Raw genomic sequence first — 24,565 nt, 5'->3', positions numbered from 1 at the left:
CGAACGTCAGACGCGGGACACGAGTACTTCCGTTGACCCGTCGAAGGCGCTTCCCGGTGAAGCTGTGGGTGGGGCGTAGTTGAAGCGGTACCGGGTCGGCTCACTCAGTCGAGTCCGCGCCCATTCCTGCGCCAAAGGCTGGACCGGGAAGGTCGAGACGATCTGGGTCTTCGAGCTCGTCACCAGTCCGTACACGACTGCGGTGGAACCGCTTCCGGGATCGGCCACGAAGACGGTGCGCATCGCGTTGACGGTGTCGACCACCTCGTCGAAGGCGAGGACGACGCGTGTGGTTCCGACCGGATCGCTGAGCGCCGGCAGGACCGTGGATGCGACGCGCTCCATCAGAGGGGTCTCGGATGCCGTCGGCTGAAGGTACGTGGGTTCCTTGCCGAACGCGATGGCCAGGTCGTTCGTGAGCCACCTCTGACGCTTCAGTCCGTACGGGGTGATCACCGTCGACAGCAGGTAGCCGTAGGTATGCATGAGTCCCGCATGGCCGTTGGGGAATTCGTAACCACCGGGCAGGCCTCGATGGAGCCAGGTAAAGGTTGCCTCGTCGAACACCGGCGCCTGCACGTTGTCGTCGATCACCGTCGACGCCGTCCAGTGTGTCAACTGCACGTCATCGTGCTGCGATGAAAGGACCTGCCTCACCAGCCAAGGGGTGGGTGCGCTCGACTCATCCAGGTCGCCCGTCCTGCTGAGAAGCTCCGCAGTGGCGGACAATTCGGCGGACAGGCCTTCCTCGCCGGTCACGCCAGCGGGAGAAGATATTTCGTGACCTGGGCCCAGGTCTTGAAGTTCCCGGTACCGAAGGGGATCAACTCACCCTCGAATTCCTTCGCACCGTTGGCACCTCGATCGTCCACCAGAAAGTCACCCCGGTTGAGATTCTTGTGGTGAGAGAGGATGAGGCGCTTGTAGGCCACCGACCCCGACTCGTAGCCCAGGTGCCACTGCACCCACTTGACCTTGTCGTGCCACGCCTGGGCGTTCTTCCACGGGGCAGTGGACAAGATGTACGTATCGAAATGCTCCGCGAGCAGCCTGTAGGCGTCCAAAGCGCCGTCGATCGGATCCATGAGCGAGAAGATGCGCGGAACCTCGTCCAGGTCATCCTCGAGCCCGACGATTTCGGACGGGTGTAGTCGCTTGATACCGGATTGAAAGTCGACCAGCGTGTTGTCTAGATCGACGTACAGAATCTTCTTTTCAGGCATGCGTCTCCCGGTTGAAACAATGAGGGGGTTGCCGTCCGAGTGGAGGCAACATCAACCTAGCAGTGCGCACTGACACGGATGCGGCCTCGATTGTTCACTCACACATTTCACTAATTACTCTGTGCACTGGCTGTGTCACACCAGGGAAACCAGTCGCTGAGCCCACCACGTCCCTGGCGTGGTGAGCAACGCAGGGACTGAGTTACCGGCCCCTGCATCGGGCCATACCCAACCTTATGGCCACAAGGTTGGATATGGCGCGGTCGTATCCAACCCTGTCGACGGTGTCGGACGTCGATGCCACTCTCGGCAGTGCCTGGTTCCCACGGCGAGGGACCCCACTCCCACCGACGACCCTTGTCGTGACCACCAGTTGCGATCGGAGAGGATGTTCCCGATGCCACCACGTAGACGCTCTACCACGACTCGCACTGTGAAGGCCGGGCAGAGCAGCGCAGCCCGGAAATTCGCCGGCACCGCGAAGAAGCCGACCAGGCGCCGCGCACCCGCGAAGAAGACCGCAGCTCCGGACCTGCGCGTGCCCGACGCCGGCGAGCGCGTGTGGGTGCTGGACGTTCCCTTCGAGGAACGCTCCGCCGCGAGTGCTGCGGGAGCGCGCTGGTACCCCGGCCCGCGAGTGTTCGCGTACTACGGGACCGAGTTGCCCGAGTACCTGCAGCCGTACGAGTCGATGCCGTACAGCCTGCAGCGGTGGCTCGAGGACGACGCCAACGAGACCTGGCGTCCCGAGACAGTGCATGCCCGTTCGCTGCTGCCCCGCGACACCCAGCTCGAATCGGTGCATCGGCAGCTCACTGCCCTCGAGGAGGGCTTCCCCTACTTCGCACAGATGGACTCCACCGGCTTGGGCAAGACCCTGTCGGTGTGCGAGGCGGTGCGGCAGATGTCTGCTACCGAGATCGGCACCGTCCTGGTCGTCGCACCGAAGGGAGCACTACCGGGGTGGCGTCGGACGATCGCGGACAGTGAGGCCGATATCGAGCCCTCCGACCGCAAGCGCTGGCTTCTGGTCACGTACCAGTCGACGAAGAAGCTCCTGTCGGTCCCACCGGACACCGATCTGGGGAAACGCAAACGGACACAGAACAAGCGAACGATCACACTCGGCGAACTGCGATTCGAGATCGACGTGGTTATCGCCGACGAGTGCCATGCGTTGATGAACATCGAATCGCAGCAGTCGCAGATCGTGTGGCGCTACCAGGAAGCCGCGCGGTCGGTGGTGTGGATGTCCGCGACCCCCGGCTACCAGCCGCTGCACTTCGCGTACATGGCGCGCGCGATCGAGCAGTCACGCGGCGTCGAGATCATGGGCGACGACGACCAGCTCGGCTACGCCCTCACCGTGAAGTGGGCCAACTTCCTCGAAGAGTCCGGCTTCGCGATCAAGGCCGGCAAGGCGTCGACCGGGCTGGCCACGTGGCGCTGGGAGCCAGAAGATGCTGCCCGCCGCGAGCGCGATATCGCTGCCGTGCACGGGTGGTTGTCGGGAGGTGCTGTGCCGTGGTCGATCTCGCGACCGTCCCCGCCCACGCCACGTGAACCGCTCGGGCAAGAGCTGACCGCCGCGCAGAAGCGGCTCTACAACTCCGCGTGGGTCGACTACCGCAAGGAGGTCGGGCTGCCGATGTGGAAGGTGTCCGGCGGCAAACGGGTGCTGCAGAAGAATCCGAGTGTTCGCGCTGCAACGCTGCGGTTCCGCCAGAAGTGTTCGTACCTCCGCATTCCCGCGTCCGCCGACCAAGTGCGCACGTGGGTGAAGGCCGGCAACCAGGTGTTCGTGTCGATGTTCTACCGCGAGTCCGTCGCCGCTCTCGCCGACGACTTGCGCGAGAGCGGGCTTGCCGTTGCGGTGGTCGACGGAAGCATGAGCAGTCCGGAGCAGGAGGCCGAGATCCGGCGCTTCCAGACAGGGGACGCCACCGTCATCGTGTCCACCACCACGAGCGCCATCAATCTGCACACCAACGAGATGCTGCTGCCCGAAGGCACGGCGTCCACCCTCGCGCCCCGGGTGACGCTGATCCACGACCCTCGGTGGACACCCATCGACATCCGCCAGATCGAGGGCCGCGCCAACCGCATCGACAAGGACCACAACCACACGACGTCCACCTGCTACTACGGCTACGCCGAGGGGACCGTCGAGGAGGAGATGGTGCTGACCGGAGTGGAGCGAATCGCCGACCTGGGATCGATCGTCGGTCAGGCCGATCTGATCGATCCGGAAGCGTTCCTGGCGGCTCGGGTTACTGCTGACAGCTAGTCATCATCCGGCAGTACATAGCTGTGGCAGATTGCTACACTGGGTGCACGACAACGAACGGAGCAGCTCATGGGTACGACGTCATCGCTACGGGTCGACGATGAACTGTATGCATCGGCGAAGCTGGTCGGCAGTGCGTCGAGCCGGAGCGCAGCCCAACAAATTGCACACTGGGCACTGGTCGGGCGTGAGATCGAGGCCTCACATCACATAGCCTCACGCGACATCGCCGGGGTATTGGCAGGTCGGCAGAACTACGACGCGCTCACCCCGCGAGAGCAGGCAGTCGTACGCGCGGAATGGTCCGAGCGAATCGACGCGATGTCAGAAGGCCTGGATCTGCGCAGCGAATTCGAGGCAGAAGGACGGGCCTTCGTCGAATGCGACGAAGACGGCGCTGTGATCGAGCATCGTCCCTGACGGAATGACCCGCGACCCGGTCCTGCACCTGCTTGCCGGCCCGAACGGCGCCGGCAAGAGCACCTTCTTTGCTCGGGTGCTGGCGCCCGTCACTCATCTTCCCTTCGTCAACGCCGACGAGATCGCTACCGAGAACTGGCCCGGTGACGAACAAGCGCACGCGTACGACGCATCGAGGTTGGCCGCCGAACAGCGGGTGGCCTTACTCGCACAGGCCGCGTCGTTCGTCACCGAGACAGTCTTCTCGCATCCGTCGAAGCTCGATCTGATCGAGACGGCGAACGAGGCCGGGTACCTCGTCACACTTCATATCGTCGCCATTCCGGTCGACCTGGCCGTAGCCCGCGTCGTCAACCGCGTCGAGATCGGCGGTCATTCCGTGCCCGAGGCAAAGGTCCGTGAGCGATACGTGCGCCTGTGGCCCTTGGTTCGATCCGCGATCGATGTCGTCGAAAATGCCCGCGTCTACGACAATACCAACGCAAGCAACCCCTTTCGCGTTATCGCTCGTTACGACCATGGTCGACTGGTTGGGGACCCGTCATGGCCGTCGTGGGCTCCCGCCGCACTGATGACCTGACACCTCAGCCACGCAGCGACACGTGCAGACCATGCTCGGATGCCGTGTGGATCGGATAGGCGTTGTCCGGGTGCGTCGTGTCCACCGCGGCGTCCGGGTGCGCCTGAAGGAAGTCGTGCACGAACACCGCGATCATCGACGACGCGAACGACTTGCCAGGGCACGATCTCGGACCCTTGCCGAAGGGGATTACCAGCGGGGCGACGTGATCCGTCGCGTGGGCGTTCAGTATCCGGTTCGGATCGAATGTCGGACCGTGAACCGCGTGCGCGGCATGAATGTTCGGCATCACCAGCGTATTACGGTGCAGATCGACACTGCCGTCACCGAGCGCGATGCGGCAGTCTTCGATCACCCGCCCGTTGAACACGGACCCGGGGGTGTCGATGCGCAACGCTTCCATCACGCACGCACGAACCACTGCAGAATCACCCAGCGACTCGACGGGCGCAGCTGAGAAGGCGTCCTTCCACTGCGTGTTGGCGGGATCGAGCAGATGCTTCAGCGTGGCGAGAATGGCCGTGCGGTTCGTGTCGACGCCGGCGATGAAGGACGTCGTGGTGTCGTCACGGACCATGTTCGACGAGAACCCCGAGATGCCGTGCAACCGCCTGATGTGGCCGGCAATGGTGTCGTCGAGCGGCATATCCGCCAGAACCGAAGCGTGCCGCACCAGCGTCCGAGTGTTGATTCGCATCCACCGCTGCTCCCGCGAAAACGTCCACCGTTGCAGCCGTGGCTCGACTCTCATGGCATAGGCGTTCGCACAGCGTCGAAGGCGTAAGAAGTTGTCGTACATCGCATCTGCGAACGGCAGCGCCTCATGGGCGCCGCTCTCGTCGACGTAGTCGATCACTGTCGTCGCCGCGTCACCCCACACTGCCTCCGCCACAGCAGTGCGTACGCACTCGGTGACGATCGGCCGCAGGTCGATGCTGTCGTCGTCCGCACGAACATGAGCCGGCAATGCGCGCGTCATCGCTGCACGGGCGGATCCGGCGCTCGTCGCCACGATCATGTTGCGTTTGCGGTCGCGGAAACGGGGCTGTTGCGCAGAGGAGAAGGTCAGCGCTTCGGGACTCAGTTGACCGAACGAATACTGCGCGGCGGTGTCACGATCGATGTGCACACCGGCGATCTTCGGGTTGACGATCGCTTCGATGGCCCGGCGCGACACCGCGTACAGCTGCACTCGACTCCCACGCCAGGTACCGATGAAGTCGGACTCTCGATCGTCGACGAAAAGGTAGTCGCGCGACAACTTCCTGCCGAACGCGTCGGACACCCTCCGCTCCGACGACAACGGCAACGGTCCGCCGACAAACCGGATGCCCTGCCGTTGGTAGCTGGCGCGCTGAGCGAACACCGACGCCACGCCACCACGCTCCTCGACAGGGCCGGCTCCGCCACGAACCGGACTCAGCGTGACAGTAGTACCCAGCAAGTCACTGCGCTTGGGATGGTTCACAACGAGTGACGGTCAACCTCACGGGACCGTCAGAAGACCGAGTCCCGGAAACAATGTCTCGGAGAACGGCGCGGGGAACTGGCGGCTCTGCGTCACCACCATGGCTACCTGACCCGGTCCGGTATCTGCTACGACATCGAGTGGGAGCCCTCGGGCGCCGGCGTTCGGGTCGACGGCCGAGAGATCCTCGGAGGCCCAGTGGCGGAAGTCGACGGCGCCGGCCGCTCCTGTCGAAAGATTGCGCCACTGCACCGTCATCCACCGGTAGTTGTACTGGTAATAGTACGGCTTGATGTCGGCGGCGGAGAACCGGACCGAGCCCGGCCTCTCCCCCACCGTCACCTCGATCGGCGTGGTTTGAATAAGCCCGCCGGGCACGCTGACCGGGCCGATCTCCAGCCCCGTCACGACGGGCACCTGCAAGATCGACGTCTGGGGCGCAGCGGATGCCGTCCCCGCGCCCACCCCCAGGAACACCGGGATCGCGAGTGCCAAGGCCACTGCCGCTCGACGCGTTGTCTGTCGCATGGTCATCACTCTGACACCGTCAGGCGGAAAAAGACCGATCGTTTCGTGACTGTTACCGAGCCTTGATGTCTGCCGACCGCTTGCGGGCGACCGCTTGGATTGGAGTTCCCTGGTGAAACAGCAGCTTCCATCCATCGTCCGCCCGACGCCACAACGAGCTTCGGCGCGCGTGCCGACCTCCATGCCTGGTCTCGTACGTCAGGTGAACCATGTCGTCGGCGATCCTCCGGCCGTTGAAGTTCGCGCTCTCGATGGGCTCGGACTCGGGCGCGTCGATCAGCGCTGCAACTATCTCCCGCCGCGTCCACAGCCGACCCGACGCGCCGATCTCCTCGAACGACGGGTCGAGCAGTCGGTCGAGTTCAGTCTGCGATGAGCGCGTCGCCGGATCGAGTAGTGCCTTCTCCAGACCGATCACGTGCTCCATCGTCATGTCTCCCACCTCATGATCGTGGACTATGAACCCCGGTTTCCGGGGCCAGATTTCCACTATCAGGTCCTGTCGTACGCCGGCCGTACTCTCCGAGCACACGATCCTGGGGGGGACCTGATGAGTAAGAGCCAACGTAGGGCCAAGGCCGAAAAGCGCACGGCGCAAAGACGGCCGGCATGGTGCTGGCACGATTTGCTGAAACGTTTCGCCGAATGGTTGGTGCGGTCAGGCTGCACCACAGACCCGTTGGCGGCATATTCGACGGCGATGGCAGTCGACCGAACTAGGCGCGAACACGACATCCTGGTCGCGGGATTCGACATACCACTGGAGTTGTTCGAGACAGACGTGTACGCCGACGACTGCGGACACACACCGTGGTCACCCGACGACACTGTCGATGCGCTCGATCTCTTCGCGAGATTAATTGCCGAAGAACGTGTTTCGCCGACACAGACAAACGACCTCGCGGAGATGGTCGGGGTTTCCTCGCCACGCATGGCACCGGTCCCGCGACGTCGCTCGGCACCCCTCGGTCCGACCACCCTGACGTCTCACGTCCGGCGGGTTGCTGCCTGGTGCGAAGACAACGGCAGCGTTCCCGACCCCTGCTTCGCACACCCGCGCTCGAGCAGGCAGCTTCGAGACGCCCTCGGCCCGACCGGTGAAGGCGATACCATCAGCGAACTGCTGTCGACGGTGACGTACCAGGTGGTTATCGCGACCGCGTTGGGAGTGGGCGTCCTGCGCAACGAGGATCGAACACTTCGAGCAGGAGACGCATTCGATCACTGGCTCTCGGCACCGAGCGAGGAGTGGCGACGCAGAAGTCTCGTCGAGGCTTACATCGCGTGCTTGGAACCCGTTGTCGCACTGAACGCCTCGCCGCAGCGGGAGATAGCCGCAGCCTGCGCGGCGCTGTGGTTCATCCTCGTCCGCTCCCTGGTCGACGACCCAGCCCATGACGGCGAAGCTTTCGACGCGGGCATCGACACCGACATCGAGAAAGTCAGCGCGTGGGTGTTCGTGCGACTGGCAACCATGGTCGACCTCGGACTGATCGTCCCGGTGAACGGACAGTTCTGTGTTCCGGACTCTCACGCGCCGGCACTCATCGAGGCGCTCGATCGTCGTCGTCTCGACACGTCGACGCCGGCGGATCTCGAGCGTCGATCCTGATCGTGGACTTCAGACCCCGGATTCCGGGGCCCAAAGTCCACAGACAACTCTGGCCCATGCACGACGCGCGTGCATGGGCCAGATGGTCGAGAACTACGTGGTCGCAGACTCCAACGCATCGTTGAACGTCTTGCTCGGACGCATGATCGACGTCGCCTTCTCGGGATCCGGGTAGTAGTACCCGCCGATGTCGACGGGCTCACCCTGCGCGTCGCCGAGCTCCTTGACGATGGCCTCTTCCTGATCGGCCAGCGTCTTGGCGAGCGGCGCGAAGTGCTTCGCCAGCTCCTCGTCCTCGGTCTGGTTCGCGAGCTCCTGCGCCCAGAACTTGGCGAGGTAGAACTGGCTGCCGCGGTTGTCCAGCTCGCCGGTGGTGCGCGACGGGCCCTTGTTCTCCTCGAGCAGCTTGCCGGTCGCGGCGTCGAGGGCCTTGCCCAGAACGTTCGCCTTGCCACCGGTCTTCTTGCCCAGGTCCTCGAGGCTCACGGCCAGCGCGAGGAACTCGCCGAGCGAGTCCCAGCGGAGGTGGTTCTCCTCGATGAGCTGCTTGACGTGCTTCGGCGCGGAACCGCCGGCGCCCGTCTCGTACAGTCCGCCGCCGGCCATCAGGGGAACGATGGACAACATCTTGGCGCTGGTGCCGAGTTCGAGAATCGGGAACAGGTCCGTGAGGTAGTCGCGGAGGATGTTGCCGGTCGCGGAGATCGTGTCCAGGCCACGGACGACGCGCTCGAGCGTGTACCGCATCGCGCGGACCTGCGACATGATCTGGATGTCGAGGCCCTCGGTGTCGTGATCCTTCAGGTACGTGCGCACCTTCTTGATCAGCTCGTTCTCGTGGGGGCGGTACGGGTCGAGCCAGAAGAGCACCGGCATTCCCGAGTCACGCGCACGGTTTACGGCGAGCTTGACCCAGTCCTGGATCGGCGCGTCCTTGACGATGCAGAGGCGCCAGATGTCGCCCTTCTCCACGTTCTGCGTGAGCATGACCTCGCCGGTCGCCACGTCGACGATGTTCGCGACGGCGTCCTCTTCGATCTCGAAGGTCTTGTCGTGCGAGCCGTACTCCTCGGCCTTCTGCGCCATGAGGCCGACGTTGGGAACGGTGCCCATAGTTGTCGGGTCGAACTGGCCGTTCGTCTTACAGAAGTTCACCATCTCCTGGTAGATGCGGGAGAAGGTCGACTCCGGGTTGACGGCCTTGGTGTCCTTGGGACGGCCGTCGGCTCCCCACATCTTGCCGCCCGCGCGAATCATCGCGGGCATGGAGGCGTCGACGATGACGTCGCTGGGCGAGTGGAAGTTCGAGATGCCGCGCGCCGAGTCGACCATGGCCAGCTCGGGACGATGCTCGTGGCACTTGTGCAGATCTTCGACGATCTCGTCGCGCTTCGACGCCGGGAGGGTGTCGATCTTGCTGTAGAGATCGGAGAGGCCGTTGTTGACGTTGACTCCGAGCTCTTCGAACAGCTCATTGTGCTTGGCGAAAGCGTCCTTGTAGAAGACGCGCACCGCGTGACCGAAGACGATGGGGTGCGAGACCCGCATCATCGTGGCCTTGACGTGTAGGGAGAACATGACGCCGGTCTCGTACGCGTCCTGCATCTGCTCTTCGTAGAACTTGTCCAGCGCCTTCGCGCTCATGAACATGCTGTCGATGACGTCGCCGTCGGTCAGCGAGACCTTCGGCTTGAGGACGACGGTCTTGCCGCTCGTCGTCTCGAGCTCCATCTTGACCTCGCGGTCGCCCTGGACGGTCATCGACTTCTCACCGTGGTAGAAATCGCCCTCGCGCATGTGCGCGACATGTGTGCGCGACGCCGGCGACCACTCGGTCATGCTGTGCGGGTGCTTGCGCGCGTACTCCTTGACGGCCTTCGGCGCGCGGCGGTCGGAGTTGCCCTCACGGAGGACGGGGTTGACGGCGCTACCGAGGCACTTGGTGTAGCGGTCGCGGATCTCCCGCTCCTCGTCCGTCTTCGGGTTGCCCGGGAAGTCGGGGATCTTGTAGCCCTTGTCCTGCAGTTCCTTGATCGCGGCATGCAGCTGCGGTACCGAGGCGCTGATGTTGGGGAGCTTGATGATGTTCGTGTCGGGCAGCTGGGTCAGCTTGCCCAGCTCGGCCAAGTTGTCCGGCACCCGCTGGTCCTCGTCCAGGTAATCGGGGAACTCGGCGAGGATGCGACTGGCAACGGAGATGTCGCTCGACTCCACCTCGATCCCGGCTGCGCTGGCGAAAGTGCGGATGACCGGCAGGAACGCGTGAGTCGCCAGCATGGGCGCCTCGTCGGTCAGGGTGTAGATGATGGTCGGCTTTTTCTCAGTCATTGCAGGTCTTGCCTCGTTTTCCGTCTGCTCGACGTCGTCTGTCCTTGTGGGCTCGGAGACAACTTTAGTCGTGCAGGGCTGTGTTGTGGCGACCCCGGTCCAGCGGGCTCGATGTGTCTCGAGACATAACCTGACCTGCGCCGACGATCTTCCAGCGGCGATCCGAGAGGCTACCGGTGAGTAACCTGCCGTGACCGGCGGCGGAGGTCGGGCGCCGGTGACTCACAGCATTCGACTGAGGAACTGCTTCGTGCGTTCGTTACGCGGATTGTCGAAGAACTCACTCGGCGCCGCTTCCTCGACGATGCGCCCGTCGCTCATGAACACCACGCGATCGGCGGCCGCTCGCGCGAACCCCATCTCGTGACTCACCACGACCATGGTCATCCCCTCGTCGCGCAGTCGCAGCATGACGTCGAGAACCTCCTTCACCATCTCGGGATCCAGCGCCGAGGTCGGCTCGTCGAACAGCATGACCTCGGGCTTCATCGCGAGCGCTCGCGCGATGGCCACCCGCTGCTGTTGACCGCCGGAGAGCTGCGACGGGTAGTTCTCACTCTTGTCACCGAGGCCGACGAGCGTGAGCAGCTCCTGAGCCTGCGCTCGCGCCTTGTCCTTGGGCGTTCCGAGCACGTGCCGTGGGCCGGCGGCCACGTTGTCGAGCGCCGTCATCATCGGGAACAGGTTGAAGTTCTGGAACACCATCCCCGTGTAATGGCGCTGCCGGGCGATGTTCGCCTCGGACAGCGGTGTCCGCTTGCCGTCGTCGGAGAACCCCATCAGTTCCCCACACACCCGGACCGTCCCCGACTCGATGGTCTCGAGGCAGTTGAGCGTGCGGAGCAACGTGCTCTTCCCGCTTCCCGACGGCCCGAGGAGAAGCACCACCTCGCCCTTGGCCACGCGGAAGTCGATGCCGTCGAGCACCACGAGATCGTTGAACGCCTTCGTCATGTCCTGAACGTCGATCATCGTCAGGTTCGCGATCGCCTGGTCGGTCATCGGTTCACCGCCTCCGCGTCGATGACACTGTCGTCGAGCGCAGCCATGTCGGTTCTCCCTTTGCGACGGTAGTTCCTGTCGTATCCACGTCCAGCTCGTGCTTCCAGGCGCTTCTGGATCAGACCCCAGAGCGTGGTGAGCAGGAGGAAGTAGAGCGCTGCTGCGCACAGCCCCTCGAGCACCCTGAAGTTCACCTGGACCAGGAACTGCGTGCGGCGCAACAGCTCCTGGACGGAGATCACCGAGACCAGCGTCGTCGTCTTCAGCAGGCCGTTGAAGCTGTTGCCGAGCGGAGGGATCATGACGCGCAGCGCCTGAGGCAGCACGACGACGCGGAACACCTTGGTCGGCGACATCCCCAGCGCTCGTGCCGCTTCCGTCTGCCCCGTCGGGACGGACAGCAGTCCGGATCGCACGATCTCGGACAGGTAAGCGGCCTCGTTCAGCACCAGTCCGAGCAGCGCCGCCTCGATGACGCCGAGCTTGATACCGACCTGGGGCAGCCCGGTGTAGATGATGACGAGCTGCACGAGCAGCGGGGTCCCTCGCATCAGCCAGACATAGAACCCCGATACCGCGCGGAACGGCAGGAACTTCGACGACCGGGCGACCGCGACGACCACCGCCAGCACGAGCCCCAGAATCAAGCTCACCACGGTGAGCCAAATGGTCACCCAGGCGCCCTCCAGCAGCTGCGTACTGGTGAGGATGGAGAAGAACGCGTCCCACGACCACATGTCGGAGCCTCTCAGCTCTCGAGCGGGCCGGTGCTGACGGCGATGTCACCCGCGTACCCGCTGACGTCGTACTGCTCGAACAGGTCCGGCAGGTAGCCGTCGTCGCGCATTTCGGACAGGACGCGAGCGACCTCACCGGCGGACTTGCTGCCCTTCGCGAAGCCCATGGCGAGGGGCGCCTCGTTGATGCCGCCGATGGCGGTCTCGAAGCGACCGTCCTCCTGGTAGAACGAGGTGACCGACTCGACGATCGACGTTCCGTCGAGCTGTCCTGCCGAGAGCGCCTGGTAGGCATCGGCATTCGTTTTGAACGTCTGCACGGTCAGCGGCGCCTTGCCCTCCGTCGCGAACTGCTCGGACAGCGCCGTCAGAGTGTCGAACTCGTATCCCGGCGCTTCCACGCCGACCGTCTTGCCGGCAAGGTCGTCGACCGTGCTGATGCCCTCGGGATTGCCCGACGGAACCGAGATCGACACGGCCTGAACCTCGTACGGCACCAGATCGATGGTTTCGGCCCGCTCGGGTGTGTAGAACATGCCGGTGTCGATCATGTCCCACCGACCACTCTGCACACCGGGGATCTGGGCCTCGAACTCGATGTTGACGAACTTCGGCGTCAGGCAGAGTCGCTTGGCGATCTCCTTGCCCAGGTCGACCCGCATGCCGATCACCTCTCCGTCGGCGTCGACGTACTGCATGGGCGGGAGGGTGGCATTCGTGGCCATGGTCAGCGAGCCCTCCTCGGCGAGATCGGCTGCGCCGAGAGTCGGCGTGCAGTCCGTCGGCGCGGCATCCTGCTCCGACGAGGAGCCGCACCCGACGAGGCCGAGGGTCAGGACGCCGGCAGCGGCAATTCCGATGAGCGTGCGCATAGGAGAGACCTTTCGGTGTCGACTGCGGTCTGCAGCGACTGTCTGGATCGGGGATGGTCGACCTCGATGGGATCGATTGCATGAACCATCGCAGAATTCCTGCGAACACGTCAACGTGGTTAACACGGACGACACGTGTTTCAACGAAAGTTAACGTCGGCCCTCGTGAATCACGAGTTCGTGACGGGCGCACACGACGCGCGCTCGACCAATCGGGCGCCGATCCGGTACGTGCGGCCGTCCGGCTTCGACGGCTCGCTCATCTGCTGAAACAGCAGATCCATCGCGACGTTGGCGAGCTGTGAGGCACCGTTGTCGACGACGGTCACGGCCGGGTGCCACAACGAGAGCCACGGCATGTCCTCGTGGCAGATCAGCGACAGGTCGCTGGGCACCGACACCCCTCGTCCGACGAGTGTCGGCAGAATCCCGAACACGGCCTCGTGGTTCGCGGCATAGAGCGCAGTCATGCCGGACGGTTCGTCGAGCAGCGAATCGACCGCTGCGACACCGAATTCCGTGGTGAACGGCCCTTTCCGGATCAGCGACGGGTCGACCTCGATGCCGTGGTCCGCCAGTGCCGAGCGGTAGCCCTCGAACCGCTCCCGGCCGGAGGTGGCGTCTTCGAGACCGCCGATGTAGCCGATGCGTCGGTGACCGAGGTCGAGGAGATGCGCGGTCGCATCGCGTGCACCGTCCAAGTCGTCGGCGAGGACGGTGGGTGCGGCGCTCCCTCGAACCGACCTGATCACGTTCACCACGGCCCGGCCCTGGGCCAGCAGAGCATTGGATTCGACTGCGCTGCGACCACTCCCGATGACAATGGTCCCATCGACTCCGTGGTCTCCGAGCATCGCGAGCACGTCTCGCTCGCGGGCCGGGTCCGCATCGGTGATGCACAACAGAACCTGAAAGCCGTTGTCGGAGCATCTCTTGTGGACGACCTCGGCCACGGTGTGAAACGTCGCGTTGAGCAGGTTGTTCATCACGAGACCGACCAGATGCGACTTGTTGGAGCGCAGCGCACTCGCGGCCCTGTTGGGCCGGTACCCCAGCGTTCGGGCCGCCTCCTCGACGGTCCGTCGGGTATCGGCCGAGATCAGCGTCGACCCGCTCAACGCCCGGGACGCCGTGCTGCGCGAGACTCCCGCGGCAGCAGCCACGTCAGCCAGAGTGACCGTCATCGACCCTCCTCTCCCCTCGTCGCCGATCGTGCACAGACTCTCCCACGCCGAGCCTCGCTCGTTACAAGTGCGTTTCCGGCTTGACGATGTGTCTTCACCGACGGCAGTCTATGCAATCGATCCCATCGAATCGACCCAGTCCGGCTTCCACGCCGCACGAAAGGTATTCATGAACCGCGATGACGTCGCCTGGTCCGGCTACTGGCCCGCAGCACCCACCCCGTTCACCGCCGGCGGCGCGGTCGACACGGATGCCCTGGCCTCCCTCATGAACCTGTACGCCGACCACGAGGTCGACGGCGTTCTCGTCAACGGCAGCACCGGCGAGTGGTTCAGCCAGAGTGACTCCGAGCGGCGCACCGTCGCCGAGGTCGCCATCGACGCGGTGCGCGGACGCTTTCCCGTCGTCATCGGCGTCAGCGCCTACACCGCACGCGACTCCGCAGCACTCGCGCGGCATGCCGAGTCGTCAGGCGCCGACGGCGTGCTGGCCACACCTCCGCCCTACGTTCATCCGTCGAAGGACGAACTGCTCGCCTTCTACCGATCCGTCAGCACCGCAACGGCATTGCCGTTCATGGTCTACAACTGGCCGCGTGGCGTCGCTGTCGACATGGGCACTCTCCCCGGCCTGTTCACCGAGCTCGCAGCGCTCGACAACGTGGTGGCCGTCAAGGACAGCACCGGCAACTGGCTCTCCATGCTCGACACCGTCGAGGCGGTGGCCGACACGGTCCGAGTCTTCGGCAGTTTCCTTCACCACCGCGGACTCGCAGCGTTGCTGGATCTGGGTGGCGACGGGAACATCGACGGCGGCGGGGTAGGCGCACCCTTCGCCGTGCCGTTCTACCGTGCCGTCGCTGCGCGCGACGCGGCCGCCGCGCGGTCCTGGGCCGACAAGTACCGCGCGCTGTCGGGACGTCTGATCAATCCCGACTACAGCGGCGTGTACGCCTCTCCGATTCCTCAGCTCAAGGCCGTCATGAACGTGCTCGGACAGCCCGGCGGCAGCGTGCGCGAACCGCTGTTGCCCGTGACGGACCCGACGACGCTGGACCACCTGGCGCGGATCGTCGAGGACTCCGGAATTGCCGAGGCATCCCGGACGGCAGGAGTGGGCAGTGCAGTCTGACTTCGACGTGGTCGTCGTCGGAGCCGGCATCGTCGGCGCTGCGACCGCCCTGTCACTAACGAGGTCCGGCGCTCGCGTCGTCGTGCTCGACCGATCTGCACCCAACACCGGTGGCTCCGGGACAACCGCGGGCAACCTCCACATCCAGACGATTCACACTCGACGTCCCGGCCAGGGTGCGGCCGTGGACGTCCGACGTCTCCTCCCGCTGCAGCACCGCACCAGCTCGCTGTGGAACGACCTTGCCGACAGCGTTCCCGGTCTCGGCCTCAACCGCTGCGGTGGATACATGGTCGCCGAGACGGACGACCATGTACAGGCACTCGAGACCAAACACGACTGGGAACGCACGGTGGGAATTCCCACGGAGGTGCTGACCGGATCCGAGGCACGCCGGGCGCTGCCGGCTCTGGGACCCAGCATCGAGGCCGCGACCTGGTGTCCCCTCGACGGATTCGCGGAACCTGACCTCGCAGGGCCCGCGACACTGCGTCAGGCGGAGGCCGAGGGTGCCGTCCTGCGGTCACACTTTCCCGTCACGGGTGTGGAACGAGTCGGCGACCTGTGGACGGTGACCACTCCCGACGCCACGTGGGTCGCACCCACCGTGATCGACGTCGCCGGTCCGTGGATGGCCGGCATCGCGTCGATGGTCGGCATCTCGTTGGACCTTCGGCCGACGTCCTTGCAGATGCACGCACTCGCCGCACCCCCGCACACCCTCGACGTCCTCGTGCAGCACGTCGGGGAAGGCGTGTCGATCAAGCAGGACAGGCGGGGTCGCCTCGTGCTCGGCGGTGGGTGGCCGGCCGGCGCGTTCCACGACACGGACGCTGCATCGTCCCTGCCCGAGAGCACCACCGGAAATCTCGCACAGGTCGAGCGACTGCTCCCCTCCCTCGCGGCGCTCCCCCTCGTCGACACGTGGACCGGCCCCGTACTGACGACGCCTGACGAGATGCCGGTCATCGGTGCCGTCGACGGCGCACCGGGGTTCTACGTCGCCGGCGGCACCTACTCGTTCACGTTCGCGCCGCTCTGGGCGCAACTCCTCACCTCGATGGTGCACGGACGAGTGCCGGACATCGACGTCAGCGAATTCTCACCGGCTCGACTCACCTCGTTCGCGCAACACGGAAGGTAGGCACCCATGGCACTGGTCACGATGTTCGTCAACGGACAGGCGATGTCCGGAGGAACGCTCAACGACGCCCTTCACCGGGCGCGACTGCTCGGCCCGGCAGTCACCGCACCGAGGTACCAGTTCTTCTCCGTCCGAGACGAATTCCCCGGGCTGCACCCCGTGTCCGCCGGTGGCCACGCCGTACCCGGTGAGCTGTACGAGGTGGAGTACGACGTTCTCCGAGAAGAACTCCTTCCTCGCGAACCCGAGGAGCTGGAACTCGGCGTCATCGAGCTCGCCGACGGGGGTGGATCCCTCTCGATGCGCATGCGACGTGAGGCGCTCGACCGCTCCGATGTCACCGACATCAGTGAGCTCGGCGGGTGGCTCGCATACCGGGCGACGCTGCGATGAAGGTGATCAGAGGAGGAACCCTCGTCGAGTCGAACTGGCACGGGCCGGCCGATCTCCTGATCGACGACGGCACGGTCGTCGCCGTTCTCACTCCCGGCGCCGAGGTAGACCCAGCAGCGGAGGTCGTCGACGCCAGCGGGATGCTGGTGATGCCCGGAGGCGTCGACCCGCATTGCCACGTCGGTTTCACGTCGGGCGAGTTCACGTCGCTGGACTCGTACCGCGAGTGCACGACGGCGGCCGTGTTCGGCGGCACCACGACGATCGTCGATTTCGCGATCCCCCGGCCCGGTCAGTCTCCGCTCGATGCCGCGGAGCAGCAGCGGCAGAAGGCAACCGACGGCCTGTGCGACTCGGCCCTGCACGCGTGCGTCGTCGACTGGGACGACACGACCGCGGACCAGCTGGCCACTATGGCGCAGGACGGCATTCGCACCGTGAAGATGTTCACGACCTACGCCGGCGAGACCATGGCGAACGAGCACACCATTCTCAAGACCATGCAGACCACTCGCGATCTGGGTGGAATGGTCATCATCCACTGCGAGTCGGACGCCATCGTCACCGATTCGCAGACGACGGCGGCCGCCACCGCGGGCATCGACGCGGCCCACATGTCGATGACGCGACCCGAGATCGCCGAGACGGCAGCCGTTGCTGCCATTCTGGCGATCGCGGAGTCTCAGGACGCGCCCGTCTACTTCGTGCACCAGTCCACGGCGGCGGCAGTCGAGCTGGTGGCGGATGCGCGCACACGCGGGCTCGTCGCCTTCACGGAGTCGGTCGCGCACCACCTGACCCTGGACGACAGCGCCTACGGCGGCGAGAACCCCGAACGGTTCGTGTGCTGCCCACCGCTCAGGTCGGCCGACGCAGTCGAGGAACTGGGGCAGCACCTGTTCACCGGCCACATCACCACGATCGGATCCGACCACTGCTGCTACGACACAGCGCAGAAGGAGGTCCACAGCCACGATGTCCGCCACATGCCCAACGGGCTACCGGGAGTGGAGACCAGGCTGCCGGTCATCTTCTCGCGCTACGTGCGTGACTCGAACCTGACCGCCAGCAGGTTCGTCGAGCTCACATCGACGAATCCCGCCAAGACCAACGGACTCTTCCCTCGCAAGGGGACGCTGATGCCCGGCGCCGACGCGGACATCGCACTATGGGATCCGGAAGTCGAATGGACCGTCGACGTCGACGCGCTCCATATGGCCACGGATTACACGCCTTATCAGGGGATGACTCTTCGAGGGAAGCCCGTCACTGTGCTCGTCGGAGGAACCATCATCGTCTGGGACGGGGAGCTGGTCGACGGGACGCCGAGGGGTCGGCATCTGCAGGCTGCCCCGCTCGACTTCGAGGGCGGTAGACGTCGAGTCGTCGACTGACCTGCTGCTGGCCGGCGAGACAAAGTCTGGCTCAACCGGTAATGCACAAACATCTCAATTCTGACTCTATCGCCTCAATATCGGTACAAAGCGATAACTCGACATGTCGCCCTACCTGCATTGCCGAACGAGCACAATCGCCGGTTTACTGAATGAGGCCTCGCCTGCCTCACGGTAGCGTGTTGTTATATTTGACACCAGGATGGGATGTTTACGGGTCAAATTACTTTGACCCAATCGCTAAATACTTTTCATGAAATATAATTGTACACCTTGCCCTTTGGTCCCATAATGGAAATTCCATGCGTTTGAACGGCCTTCTCGATAACCTTGCTAATCCTTCGCACGCTAGGCAGTCGAAGATCAATGGCTTCGCCCGCCGATGTGGAATAGTACTCATACGCGACAAGTGAATCGCGCCCTAGATCCCACATATCGGGGCATGAAGTAACTAGAGGCTTTAGCATCGATGCTCGTTTGCGCAACGCTAGCCATGTTCTAGTAGCAATCCAAGAATCAAGCGACTCAAGGTCTCCTTGATGCGTCACCAACGGGAAGTACGACATTGCGCCCTTGAACTTTATAGTTGCAACTGAGTGCTTCATATACTTGGACAGATCGTTCTCTGACAAATTCCCATACAAGTACCGACGCAATTGCCATAAATACGTAATATAGTCGGAGTCCAAATCCCCGATCCGACCTAGCTCCTGACTCCCCCCAATTGGTTCCATCAACAAGTTGGTATATAGCAGGTGATTGACTCGAGTTTGGATTTTTTCGATAGCCGTCGCCTTCATTCGCACAGATCCTTGCGATATTTTGTGACCAAGGAACACCACCGATGAAGTTCTTTCCATCTCGGCATTGCTTTGACCCTCCGGCACTAGAAGCCTGATGCCTTCGCTCTTCGCTTCGTTTATGTCCGAACCAATGAACTTCGATTCCGCATGCAGTCGGTCCACTGCTGAGCACAATTGCGAATAGTCTTTGCTCCAAATTAACGTGTCATCGGCGTACCGCACGAAACTCACCCCCATTTTTTCTAGCGCTCGGTCCAAAGGCGCCACCGCTATATTCGCTAGGAACAGGCTTAACGACGTACCCTGCGCGAAACCTACTTTTCTGGCCCCAACGGCCTCCAACTTTTCTTCGGCATTTGTGTACGCGGGCGGGCAACGCAGGAACTCATCGATAATTTTTCGTTCTAGATCGGTCATCCGAATTTTGAGATCACGCAGAGTTTTGTTTATATGATCGTGTGTAACGGTATCAAAAAACTTGCTAAAATCGAACTCGGCAACGAATAGTCGTTTACTTTGCATAAATTCTGTCGAAATGTAATCGATGGCGTCGTGCGGGCTCAGATCACGCCGATACGCGTAGGCTCGGGCACTCAACTTGGCAGCATTCTTTGACATTAGAGAGGCAAAAACTCGTCGAGAGATTACTTCATCCGGAATTGTGAATGCACTCACTAGCCGCTCGCCGCCGCCGACCTTCTCAATCTTGTATCCCGCCGGCCTATCAGGCTTATACGTACCTTCACGCATAGACTTACTCATCGAATGAGCGATCGATTTCCGTCTCGCACGCACATGGTACGGGTCATGGCGCGGATCGAGCGACCAGTAGTCAGGGGTGCCAACCTTGAGGGCGTTCACGGGCGCAGCGCTTCGACGCTGTCTTCGTTTGTTCTCGTCCGAGATCCAGCGCGCGTAGCGCTCGTGCTTGGATATTCTACGCTTCGACGCGGCCTCAAGTTCAGATTCCAGATCTCCCCACATCCAGCAAGGATACAAGGGATCTGAGCTCTGCGAGCCCAGATCCCTTGTACGGCTTCAGACCGGGCAAACTATGCACCACACAGCGACTCGCCTCGCAGCGAACCGCTCGTTACAGCTTGTGGCCAGAACAGCACCACGAATAGGTCTGGGGCCTAGTCCCTATTTGAGACCTACCCTGCAGGTTACACGAGAAGTTGGCTAGCGCCCGATAAACTGTCTAAGGCCTAGCAGCCGACCACCCCGTTGACGGCCCAGTGAGCAGGCTCAAGTCCTCGTCTCTTCTCAGATGTCTCGCACGATCGCGGTCCGTTGGCACCGAAGGCGACCATCCCGCCTTGTTTCGAATATACGGAACAAGAGTGGGTCGGCTTCAGTTGGCAACGAATGGACCTGCTACATCAGGTAGGCCGGGTAGTCGGCGCCCCCACCGAGTCCAATGTTGCTAATTCTCGAATAGATAAAATTATTATCCGCCCAGCCCGTGAGACATTGCTGCTAGTTGACTTACGTTGGCGTTACTCATCGTTGATATCACCGCCCGCCTTCTTTCGCCCCGCATCGCGTGGCGGCTTGTGCCGCAGAGACGGTCGAGAGGTGGGGGCTGGTGAGACCCACCACGGCTACGGTCCGCTTAAGAAGCGGGACGTCGACGGATACGCCAGACTTCCACCGTGTCGACGACCGACAGAGCACGCGTCCCCCGTTCCGGCATCGTCGGAGGCACGTTCGCCTTGCTCGGCGCCCTCTACTTCGCGCAGGGGTTGCCCTTCGGCTTCTTCACCCAGGCACTGCCCGTGGTGTTGCGGCGGTCCGGCTACTCCCTGGTCGCGATCAGCGCGAGCGGAGTGCTGTTCGCGCCGTGGGCCCTGAAGTTCCTCTGGGCGCCCTATGTCGACAGGTACGGGAGTCGACGACGGTGGCTGCTCTCGCTCCAACTCGGCGCGGCAGCGGTTGCGTTGGTACTGGCCTGCCTCGACCTCACGTCCGGCCTGCAGTGGCTGTTCGTCGGCATCGCCGTCGTGAACGTTCTGTCCGCGACGCAGGACGTCGTCACAGACGGTCTCGCCGTCCGGCTACTCGACGCACGCGACCGAGGCGTGGGCAACGGGATCCAACTCGGGGCGTACCGCATCGGCATGATCGTCGGCGGCGGCGTTCTGCTGTGGTTGTTCTCGTTCGCGGGATGGCGAGCACTGTTCGTCGCGATGGCCGCGTTGATCGTGGCGTCCACGATCCCGGTCCTCCTGCTCCGGACTCAACTCGACAGGGCGGATGTGCGACCCGCGGAGTCGACGACCGCCGTCCGCCTCGCCGGGACGTGGTGGGTTCGCCTGCGCCGACCGGGTGTCCTGGCCTTCATCGGCCTGATCGCCGCCTACAAGTTCGGCAACTCGATGGGGTCGGCCCTCGTCGGACCGTTCCTCTCCGACGTCGGGCTCTCCCTCGGACAGATCGCGCTTCTCGAAGGCGGAGTCGCCTCGGGCTCCGCGCTCGCCGGTGCCGTACTGGGTGCTTGGTACGCGACGCGCTTCGGCCGACGACGTGCCCTGCTCGTCGCCGGCATCACGCAAACCCTGGCGCTCGGCTTCTACGTCGCCGCGGCACTCGACATCGGCGGGATTGCCCTCGTGGTGACTGCCAGCGTCAGCGAGCACGTCTTCGGCGGCGCCGCGACTGTCGTGCTGTTCGCCCTCATGATGGATGCCTCCGAACGTGTCTACGCGGGAACCGATTACACCCTGCTCGCGTGTGCCGTCGTCTTCTCCCAGGGCATCGCCGGACTCGCGGCGGGCGCGGTGGGCCAGGCCTTCGGTTACGCCGCCATGTTCGGGACGGGCCTCGTCCTGTCCGGGCTGGGATGCGCGCTCCTGCTCTGGGCGCTGAAGAGAGGCATCGGGCCCGTGCAGTTGGGCGAGTCGGGCGTCGTGGCCCCCGATCAGACCTGACCGCGGCCGCCGTAGTGTCGAACCATGGCAGTGCGCGCGGGTGTGGTGGTCACGGGTAGCGAAGTTCTGGCCGGGCGGGTCAGCGACCGCAACGGTCCCTGGGTGGCTCGGGAACTCCTGCAGATGGGAGTCGACGTCGCCCACCTGACGGTGTGCGGTGACCGGCCGGCCGATCTGACGGCACAGGTCCAGTTCCTCGCCGACCAGCACGTCGACCTCATCATCACCACCGGAGGTCTCGGCCCGACTGCGGACGACCTCACCGTCGAGACCGTCGCCGCGCTGTACGGCCGGAAGCTGCACCTCGACGTCCAACTCGAAGGCCGCATCACGGCCATCGTCGAACGCTGGCGCAGTCGGCTCGGCAGCGTCGCCGACTCCGAACCACTGCGAGCCGGCGTACGCAAGCAGGCGATGGTTCCCGCCGGGGCGCAGTCCATCTCGCCGACGGGCACGGCACCGGGCGTGGCGATGTCCGATGACTCGGGCACCCTCCCCACGGTCCTCATCCTTCCTGGCCCGCCCTCTGAACTGCAGTCGATGTGGCCGGACGCGATCGAGAGTGCACCCGTCGCCGCAGTGCTCGCGCGGAGGACGTCGGTCACCGAGGACACCATCCGGGCCTACGGATTGTCCGAGGCCGACCTCGCCGCGACCTTGCGCACCGCAGAGAGTTCGATAACTGGGTTCGGCGATCTGGCGATCACCACCTGCCTGTCGCGCGGCGAACTCGAGATGGTCACCCGCTACGAGGAGTCCGCGGCCGCCGCGTACGCCGACGTGCTGGCACTCATCGAGAAACACCATGGCGCGCAGATCTTCTCGACCAACGGATCCACCATCGACGACATCGTGGCGACTCGATCCGGTGGCCGCCGCATCGCGACGGCGGAATCATGCACCGGCGGCATGATCGCCGCACGGCTCACCGATCGGGCGGGCTCGTCGGCCTACGTGGTCGGCGGCGTGGTGTCGTACGCCAACGAGGTGAAGATCGGTTCCCTCGACGTCCCAGCCGCCATGATCGAGGAGCACGGCGCCGTCAGCGAACCTGTGGCAGCCCGCATGGCCGAAGGAGCACTGCATCGCGTCGGCGCCGATGTCGCCGTCTCGACCAGCGGTGTCGCGGGGCCGGGTGGTGGCACGGAGAGCAAGCCCGTCGGCACGGTGTGTTTCGGCATCGCTGTCACGGGCCGACCGACCGTCACGCGGACGCTGCGGCTACCCGGTGATCGTGCGAGTGTCCGGGCGCTCTCGGTCACCGTCGCGATGCACATGCTCGCGGACGCACTGGGCGACGCCTGAGCGTCGATGGACACCACTCCGGCACTCCCCCGCTGGCAGTTCGCCTCGGACGACCTCCTCACGCGCTATGTCGTGGTCACCGACGAGGACATGCGCGGCTGGTCCATCCACACCCACCATGTCGACGGCACTCCCGACACCTCTGAGTTCACCCGGCACCGGGCTCTGATCGACGACACCGGTCGGGTGTTCTTTCACGACGACGGGCCGACACAAGTGTGGGCCGCCGTCATCGATGCCGCAGCTTTGCTGATCAGTCTCGAAACGCCGACGGGCATCCTGCTCGAGGTCGACCAGTGGGACGCTATGACCGCGTGGCTCGTCGAGTCGATTCAGGACGAACCCGCCGGGCTCGTCATCGATCTCGGACCCAACACGGACATCCCAAACGATGAGCTCGACGACATCGAGCTCATCACCGCGCAGCTGCACCGCCTCAACGACGGGGTGGTGATGGTGCGCCGGTCGCGCCGCATTCTGCACACGCTCCGGTTCGCGGACCATTCCGTGCAGGAACTGGTTCTCGACCGATGGCACCACGACGCGCACTTCGACGACTGCACCGACGGGTACCTGTTCAGCCGCGATCTAGCCCTCGCGGCCGGCGCGTGCGTCGCGTGGGTGCGTGATGCCGGTGGAGTGGAGGCGGCCGATCGGCTCGGGTGTTCGTTCGACTTCGCGGACGAGCTACCCGGGCAGGCATGACGTCCTGCGATCACATCGCGCTCGGGGTCACGTGGTTCGAACAGGTGCGCGGAGCCAGGCTCCGTTAGAGGAGTTCTCAGAGGGGGAAACGTGGTTGTCGCGAGATCCTGTCGCTACGGCGACCGTCATCCACGTCCTGTGATGCGCAGTCCCCGCCACCCAGCCGCAGCGGACGCCACGGCCCCGGCTGCTCCTCCGATCACCGGATAACTCCACCAGGGAACCGGAAGCGCGTTCCACCATCCAGAGCCGGCGTGATCGAGCGTCAGGGTGGTCGAGTAGCTCTTCGTCATCTCGACGCCACGCAACGGCGCGTAGGCGCCGTCGTAGATCACCTCGCTCTGATCACGATAAAGTGCGAAGCCTTCGACACCCAGGAAAACCAAGCCGATCACGACGCCCGCAAGGGCGCCCCACGGAACGAGAGTGCGCACGCAGCACCCTAACCGGCGTCATCACGCCGTGCGCGGCTTCTATGCGCCGCGAACAGCGGTCGTACCTCGACAGTAGGAACGGCT

Annotated in this window: 23 protein-coding genes; 11 read left to right on the top strand and 12 right to left on the bottom strand. The window is 64.1% G+C overall.

Annotation, left to right across the window (positions count from 1 at the left end; all coding sequences use genetic code 11):
- Nucleotides 1-6: 6 nt before the first annotated feature.
- Both OHB23_RS09210 and OHB23_RS09205 read right to left on the bottom strand, forming a co-directional pair.
- Nucleotides 7-759: a hypothetical protein gene (locus tag OHB23_RS09210; protein WP_328811401.1), complete on the bottom strand. Its 753-nt coding sequence runs from the start codon at nucleotides 757-759 to the stop codon at nucleotides 7-9.
- A complete protein-coding gene (locus OHB23_RS09205) occupies nucleotides 756-1,223 on the bottom strand; it encodes a 5' nucleotidase, NT5C type (protein ID WP_307108433.1) in 468 nt (155 codons plus the stop codon). Before OHB23_RS09205 ends, OHB23_RS09210 begins: the two co-directional genes overlap by 4 nt.
- A gap of 433 nt (nucleotides 1,224-1,656) precedes the next feature.
- On the opposite strand from OHB23_RS09205, the gene OHB23_RS09200 reads away from it, so the two are divergent.
- The 3 genes from OHB23_RS09200 to OHB23_RS09190 all read left to right on the top strand — a co-directional run bounded on the left by OHB23_RS09200 (nucleotide 1,657) and on the right by OHB23_RS09190 (nucleotide 4,510).
- Entirely contained in the window at nucleotides 1,657-3,510 is a 1,854-nt protein-coding gene (locus tag OHB23_RS09200; protein ID WP_328811400.1) for a DEAD/DEAH box helicase, read from the top strand.
- A 69-nt stretch (nucleotides 3,511-3,579) separates the two neighbouring features.
- Nucleotides 3,580-3,930 carry a TA system antitoxin ParD family protein gene (locus OHB23_RS09195; RefSeq protein ID WP_052493090.1) on the top strand — a complete coding sequence of 117 codons (351 nt, stop codon included), beginning with the start codon at nucleotides 3,580-3,582 and terminating at the stop codon, nucleotides 3,928-3,930.
- Nucleotides 3,931-3,934: 4 nt separating this feature from the next.
- Complete coding sequence (locus tag OHB23_RS09190; RefSeq protein WP_056073380.1) at nucleotides 3,935-4,510, top strand: zeta toxin family protein; 576 nt, start codon at nucleotides 3,935-3,937, stop codon at nucleotides 4,508-4,510.
- A gap of 4 nt (nucleotides 4,511-4,514) precedes the next feature.
- Here the strand turns inward: OHB23_RS09190 and OHB23_RS09185 are convergent, their stop codons facing one another.
- The 3 genes from OHB23_RS09185 to OHB23_RS09175 all read right to left on the bottom strand — a co-directional run bounded on the left by OHB23_RS09185 (nucleotide 4,515) and on the right by OHB23_RS09175 (nucleotide 6,939).
- Complete coding sequence (locus OHB23_RS09185; protein WP_328811399.1) at nucleotides 4,515-5,885, bottom strand: cytochrome P450; 1,371 nt, start codon at nucleotides 5,883-5,885, stop codon at nucleotides 4,515-4,517.
- A 111-nt stretch (nucleotides 5,886-5,996) separates the two neighbouring features.
- Entirely contained in the window at nucleotides 5,997-6,506 is a 510-nt protein-coding gene (locus OHB23_RS09180) for a hypothetical protein (RefSeq protein ID WP_328811398.1), read from the bottom strand.
- Between the two features lie 52 nt (nucleotides 6,507-6,558).
- Nucleotides 6,559-6,939 (bottom strand): nuclear transport factor 2 family protein, encoded by a 381-nt coding sequence (locus OHB23_RS09175; protein ID WP_328811397.1) that lies wholly within the window; start codon nucleotides 6,937-6,939, stop codon nucleotides 6,559-6,561.
- A 117-nt stretch (nucleotides 6,940-7,056) separates the two neighbouring features.
- On the opposite strand from OHB23_RS09175, the gene OHB23_RS09170 reads away from it, so the two are divergent.
- Nucleotides 7,057-8,118 (top strand): hypothetical protein, encoded by a 1,062-nt coding sequence (locus tag OHB23_RS09170; protein ID WP_328811396.1) that lies wholly within the window; start codon nucleotides 7,057-7,059, stop codon nucleotides 8,116-8,118.
- A gap of 93 nt (nucleotides 8,119-8,211) precedes the next feature.
- Here OHB23_RS09170 and OHB23_RS09165 read toward each other — a convergent pair whose 3' ends face one another.
- The 5 genes from OHB23_RS09165 to OHB23_RS09145 form a co-directional block, all read right to left on the bottom strand.
- Nucleotides 8,212-10,446: an NADP-dependent isocitrate dehydrogenase gene (locus OHB23_RS09165; RefSeq protein WP_328811395.1), complete on the bottom strand. Its 2,235-nt coding sequence runs from the start codon at nucleotides 10,444-10,446 to the stop codon at nucleotides 8,212-8,214.
- A 222-nt stretch (nucleotides 10,447-10,668) separates the two neighbouring features.
- The gene (locus tag OHB23_RS09160; RefSeq protein WP_328811614.1) at nucleotides 10,669-11,418 is read right to left on the bottom strand and encodes an amino acid ABC transporter ATP-binding protein; all 750 of its coding nucleotides are present in this window, start codon (nucleotides 11,416-11,418) and stop codon (nucleotides 10,669-10,671) included.
- 26 nt (nucleotides 11,419-11,444) lie between these two features.
- On the bottom strand, nucleotides 11,445-12,185 hold the full coding sequence (locus OHB23_RS09155) for an amino acid ABC transporter permease (protein ID WP_328811394.1): 741 nt from the start codon (nucleotides 12,183-12,185) through the stop codon (nucleotides 11,445-11,447).
- A gap of 11 nt (nucleotides 12,186-12,196) precedes the next feature.
- On the bottom strand, nucleotides 12,197-13,057 hold the full coding sequence (locus tag OHB23_RS09150) for an ABC transporter substrate-binding protein (RefSeq protein WP_328811393.1): 861 nt from the start codon (nucleotides 13,055-13,057) through the stop codon (nucleotides 12,197-12,199).
- 170 nt (nucleotides 13,058-13,227) lie between these two features.
- On the bottom strand, nucleotides 13,228-14,241 hold the full coding sequence (locus OHB23_RS09145; protein WP_328811392.1) for a LacI family DNA-binding transcriptional regulator: 1,014 nt from the start codon (nucleotides 14,239-14,241) through the stop codon (nucleotides 13,228-13,230).
- 169 nt (nucleotides 14,242-14,410) lie between these two features.
- Here OHB23_RS09145 and OHB23_RS09140 point away from each other — a divergent pair, with 169 nt between their 5' ends.
- Genes OHB23_RS09140 through hydA form a run of 4 tightly spaced genes read left to right on the top strand, consistent with a single transcriptional unit; the run spans nucleotide 14,411 to nucleotide 18,304 of the window.
- A complete protein-coding gene (locus tag OHB23_RS09140) occupies nucleotides 14,411-15,373 on the top strand; it encodes a dihydrodipicolinate synthase family protein (RefSeq protein WP_328811391.1) in 963 nt (320 codons plus the stop codon).
- Entirely contained in the window at nucleotides 15,363-16,517 is a 1,155-nt protein-coding gene (locus OHB23_RS09135) for an NAD(P)/FAD-dependent oxidoreductase (protein ID WP_328811390.1), read from the top strand. Before OHB23_RS09140 ends, OHB23_RS09135 begins: the two co-directional genes overlap by 11 nt.
- A 6-nt stretch (nucleotides 16,518-16,523) precedes the next feature.
- On the top strand, nucleotides 16,524-16,910 hold the full coding sequence (locus OHB23_RS09130) for an allophanate hydrolase-related protein (RefSeq protein ID WP_328811389.1): 387 nt from the start codon (nucleotides 16,524-16,526) through the stop codon (nucleotides 16,908-16,910).
- On the top strand, nucleotides 16,907-18,304 hold the full coding sequence (gene hydA / locus OHB23_RS09125; RefSeq protein WP_328811388.1) for a dihydropyrimidinase: 1,398 nt from the start codon (nucleotides 16,907-16,909) through the stop codon (nucleotides 18,302-18,304). Before OHB23_RS09130 ends, hydA begins: the two co-directional genes overlap by 4 nt.
- A gap of 251 nt (nucleotides 18,305-18,555) precedes the next feature.
- Here hydA and OHB23_RS09120 read toward each other — a convergent pair whose 3' ends face one another.
- Complete coding sequence (locus OHB23_RS09120; protein WP_328811387.1) at nucleotides 18,556-20,091, bottom strand: reverse transcriptase domain-containing protein; 1,536 nt, start codon at nucleotides 20,089-20,091, stop codon at nucleotides 18,556-18,558.
- A gap of 671 nt (nucleotides 20,092-20,762) precedes the next feature.
- On the opposite strand from OHB23_RS09120, the gene OHB23_RS09115 reads away from it, so the two are divergent.
- From OHB23_RS09115 to OHB23_RS09105, 3 genes are read left to right on the top strand one after another with little or no spacing between them, the layout of a single operon-like run.
- A complete protein-coding gene (locus OHB23_RS09115; protein WP_328811386.1) occupies nucleotides 20,763-22,037 on the top strand; it encodes an MFS transporter in 1,275 nt (424 codons plus the stop codon).
- 24 nt (nucleotides 22,038-22,061) lie between these two features.
- Entirely contained in the window at nucleotides 22,062-23,342 is a 1,281-nt protein-coding gene (locus OHB23_RS09110; RefSeq protein WP_328811385.1) for a competence/damage-inducible protein A, read from the top strand.
- 6 nt (nucleotides 23,343-23,348) lie between these two features.
- Nucleotides 23,349-24,047, top strand: coding sequence for a hypothetical protein (locus tag OHB23_RS09105; protein ID WP_328811384.1), 699 nt, complete (start codon nucleotides 23,349-23,351; stop codon nucleotides 24,045-24,047).
- Nucleotides 24,048-24,172: 125 nt separating this feature from the next.
- Here the strand turns inward: OHB23_RS09105 and OHB23_RS09100 are convergent, their stop codons facing one another.
- Nucleotides 24,173-24,481: a hypothetical protein gene (locus tag OHB23_RS09100; protein ID WP_328811706.1), complete on the bottom strand. Its 309-nt coding sequence runs from the start codon at nucleotides 24,479-24,481 to the stop codon at nucleotides 24,173-24,175.
- Nucleotides 24,482-24,565: the final 84 nt, after the last annotated feature.

The organism is Rhodococcus sp. NBC_00294, assembly GCF_036163995.1.
Taxonomy (GTDB): domain Bacteria; phylum Actinomycetota; class Actinomycetes; order Mycobacteriales; family Mycobacteriaceae; genus Rhodococcoides.
This window is presented reverse-complemented; position numbering and strand designations above follow the sequence as displayed.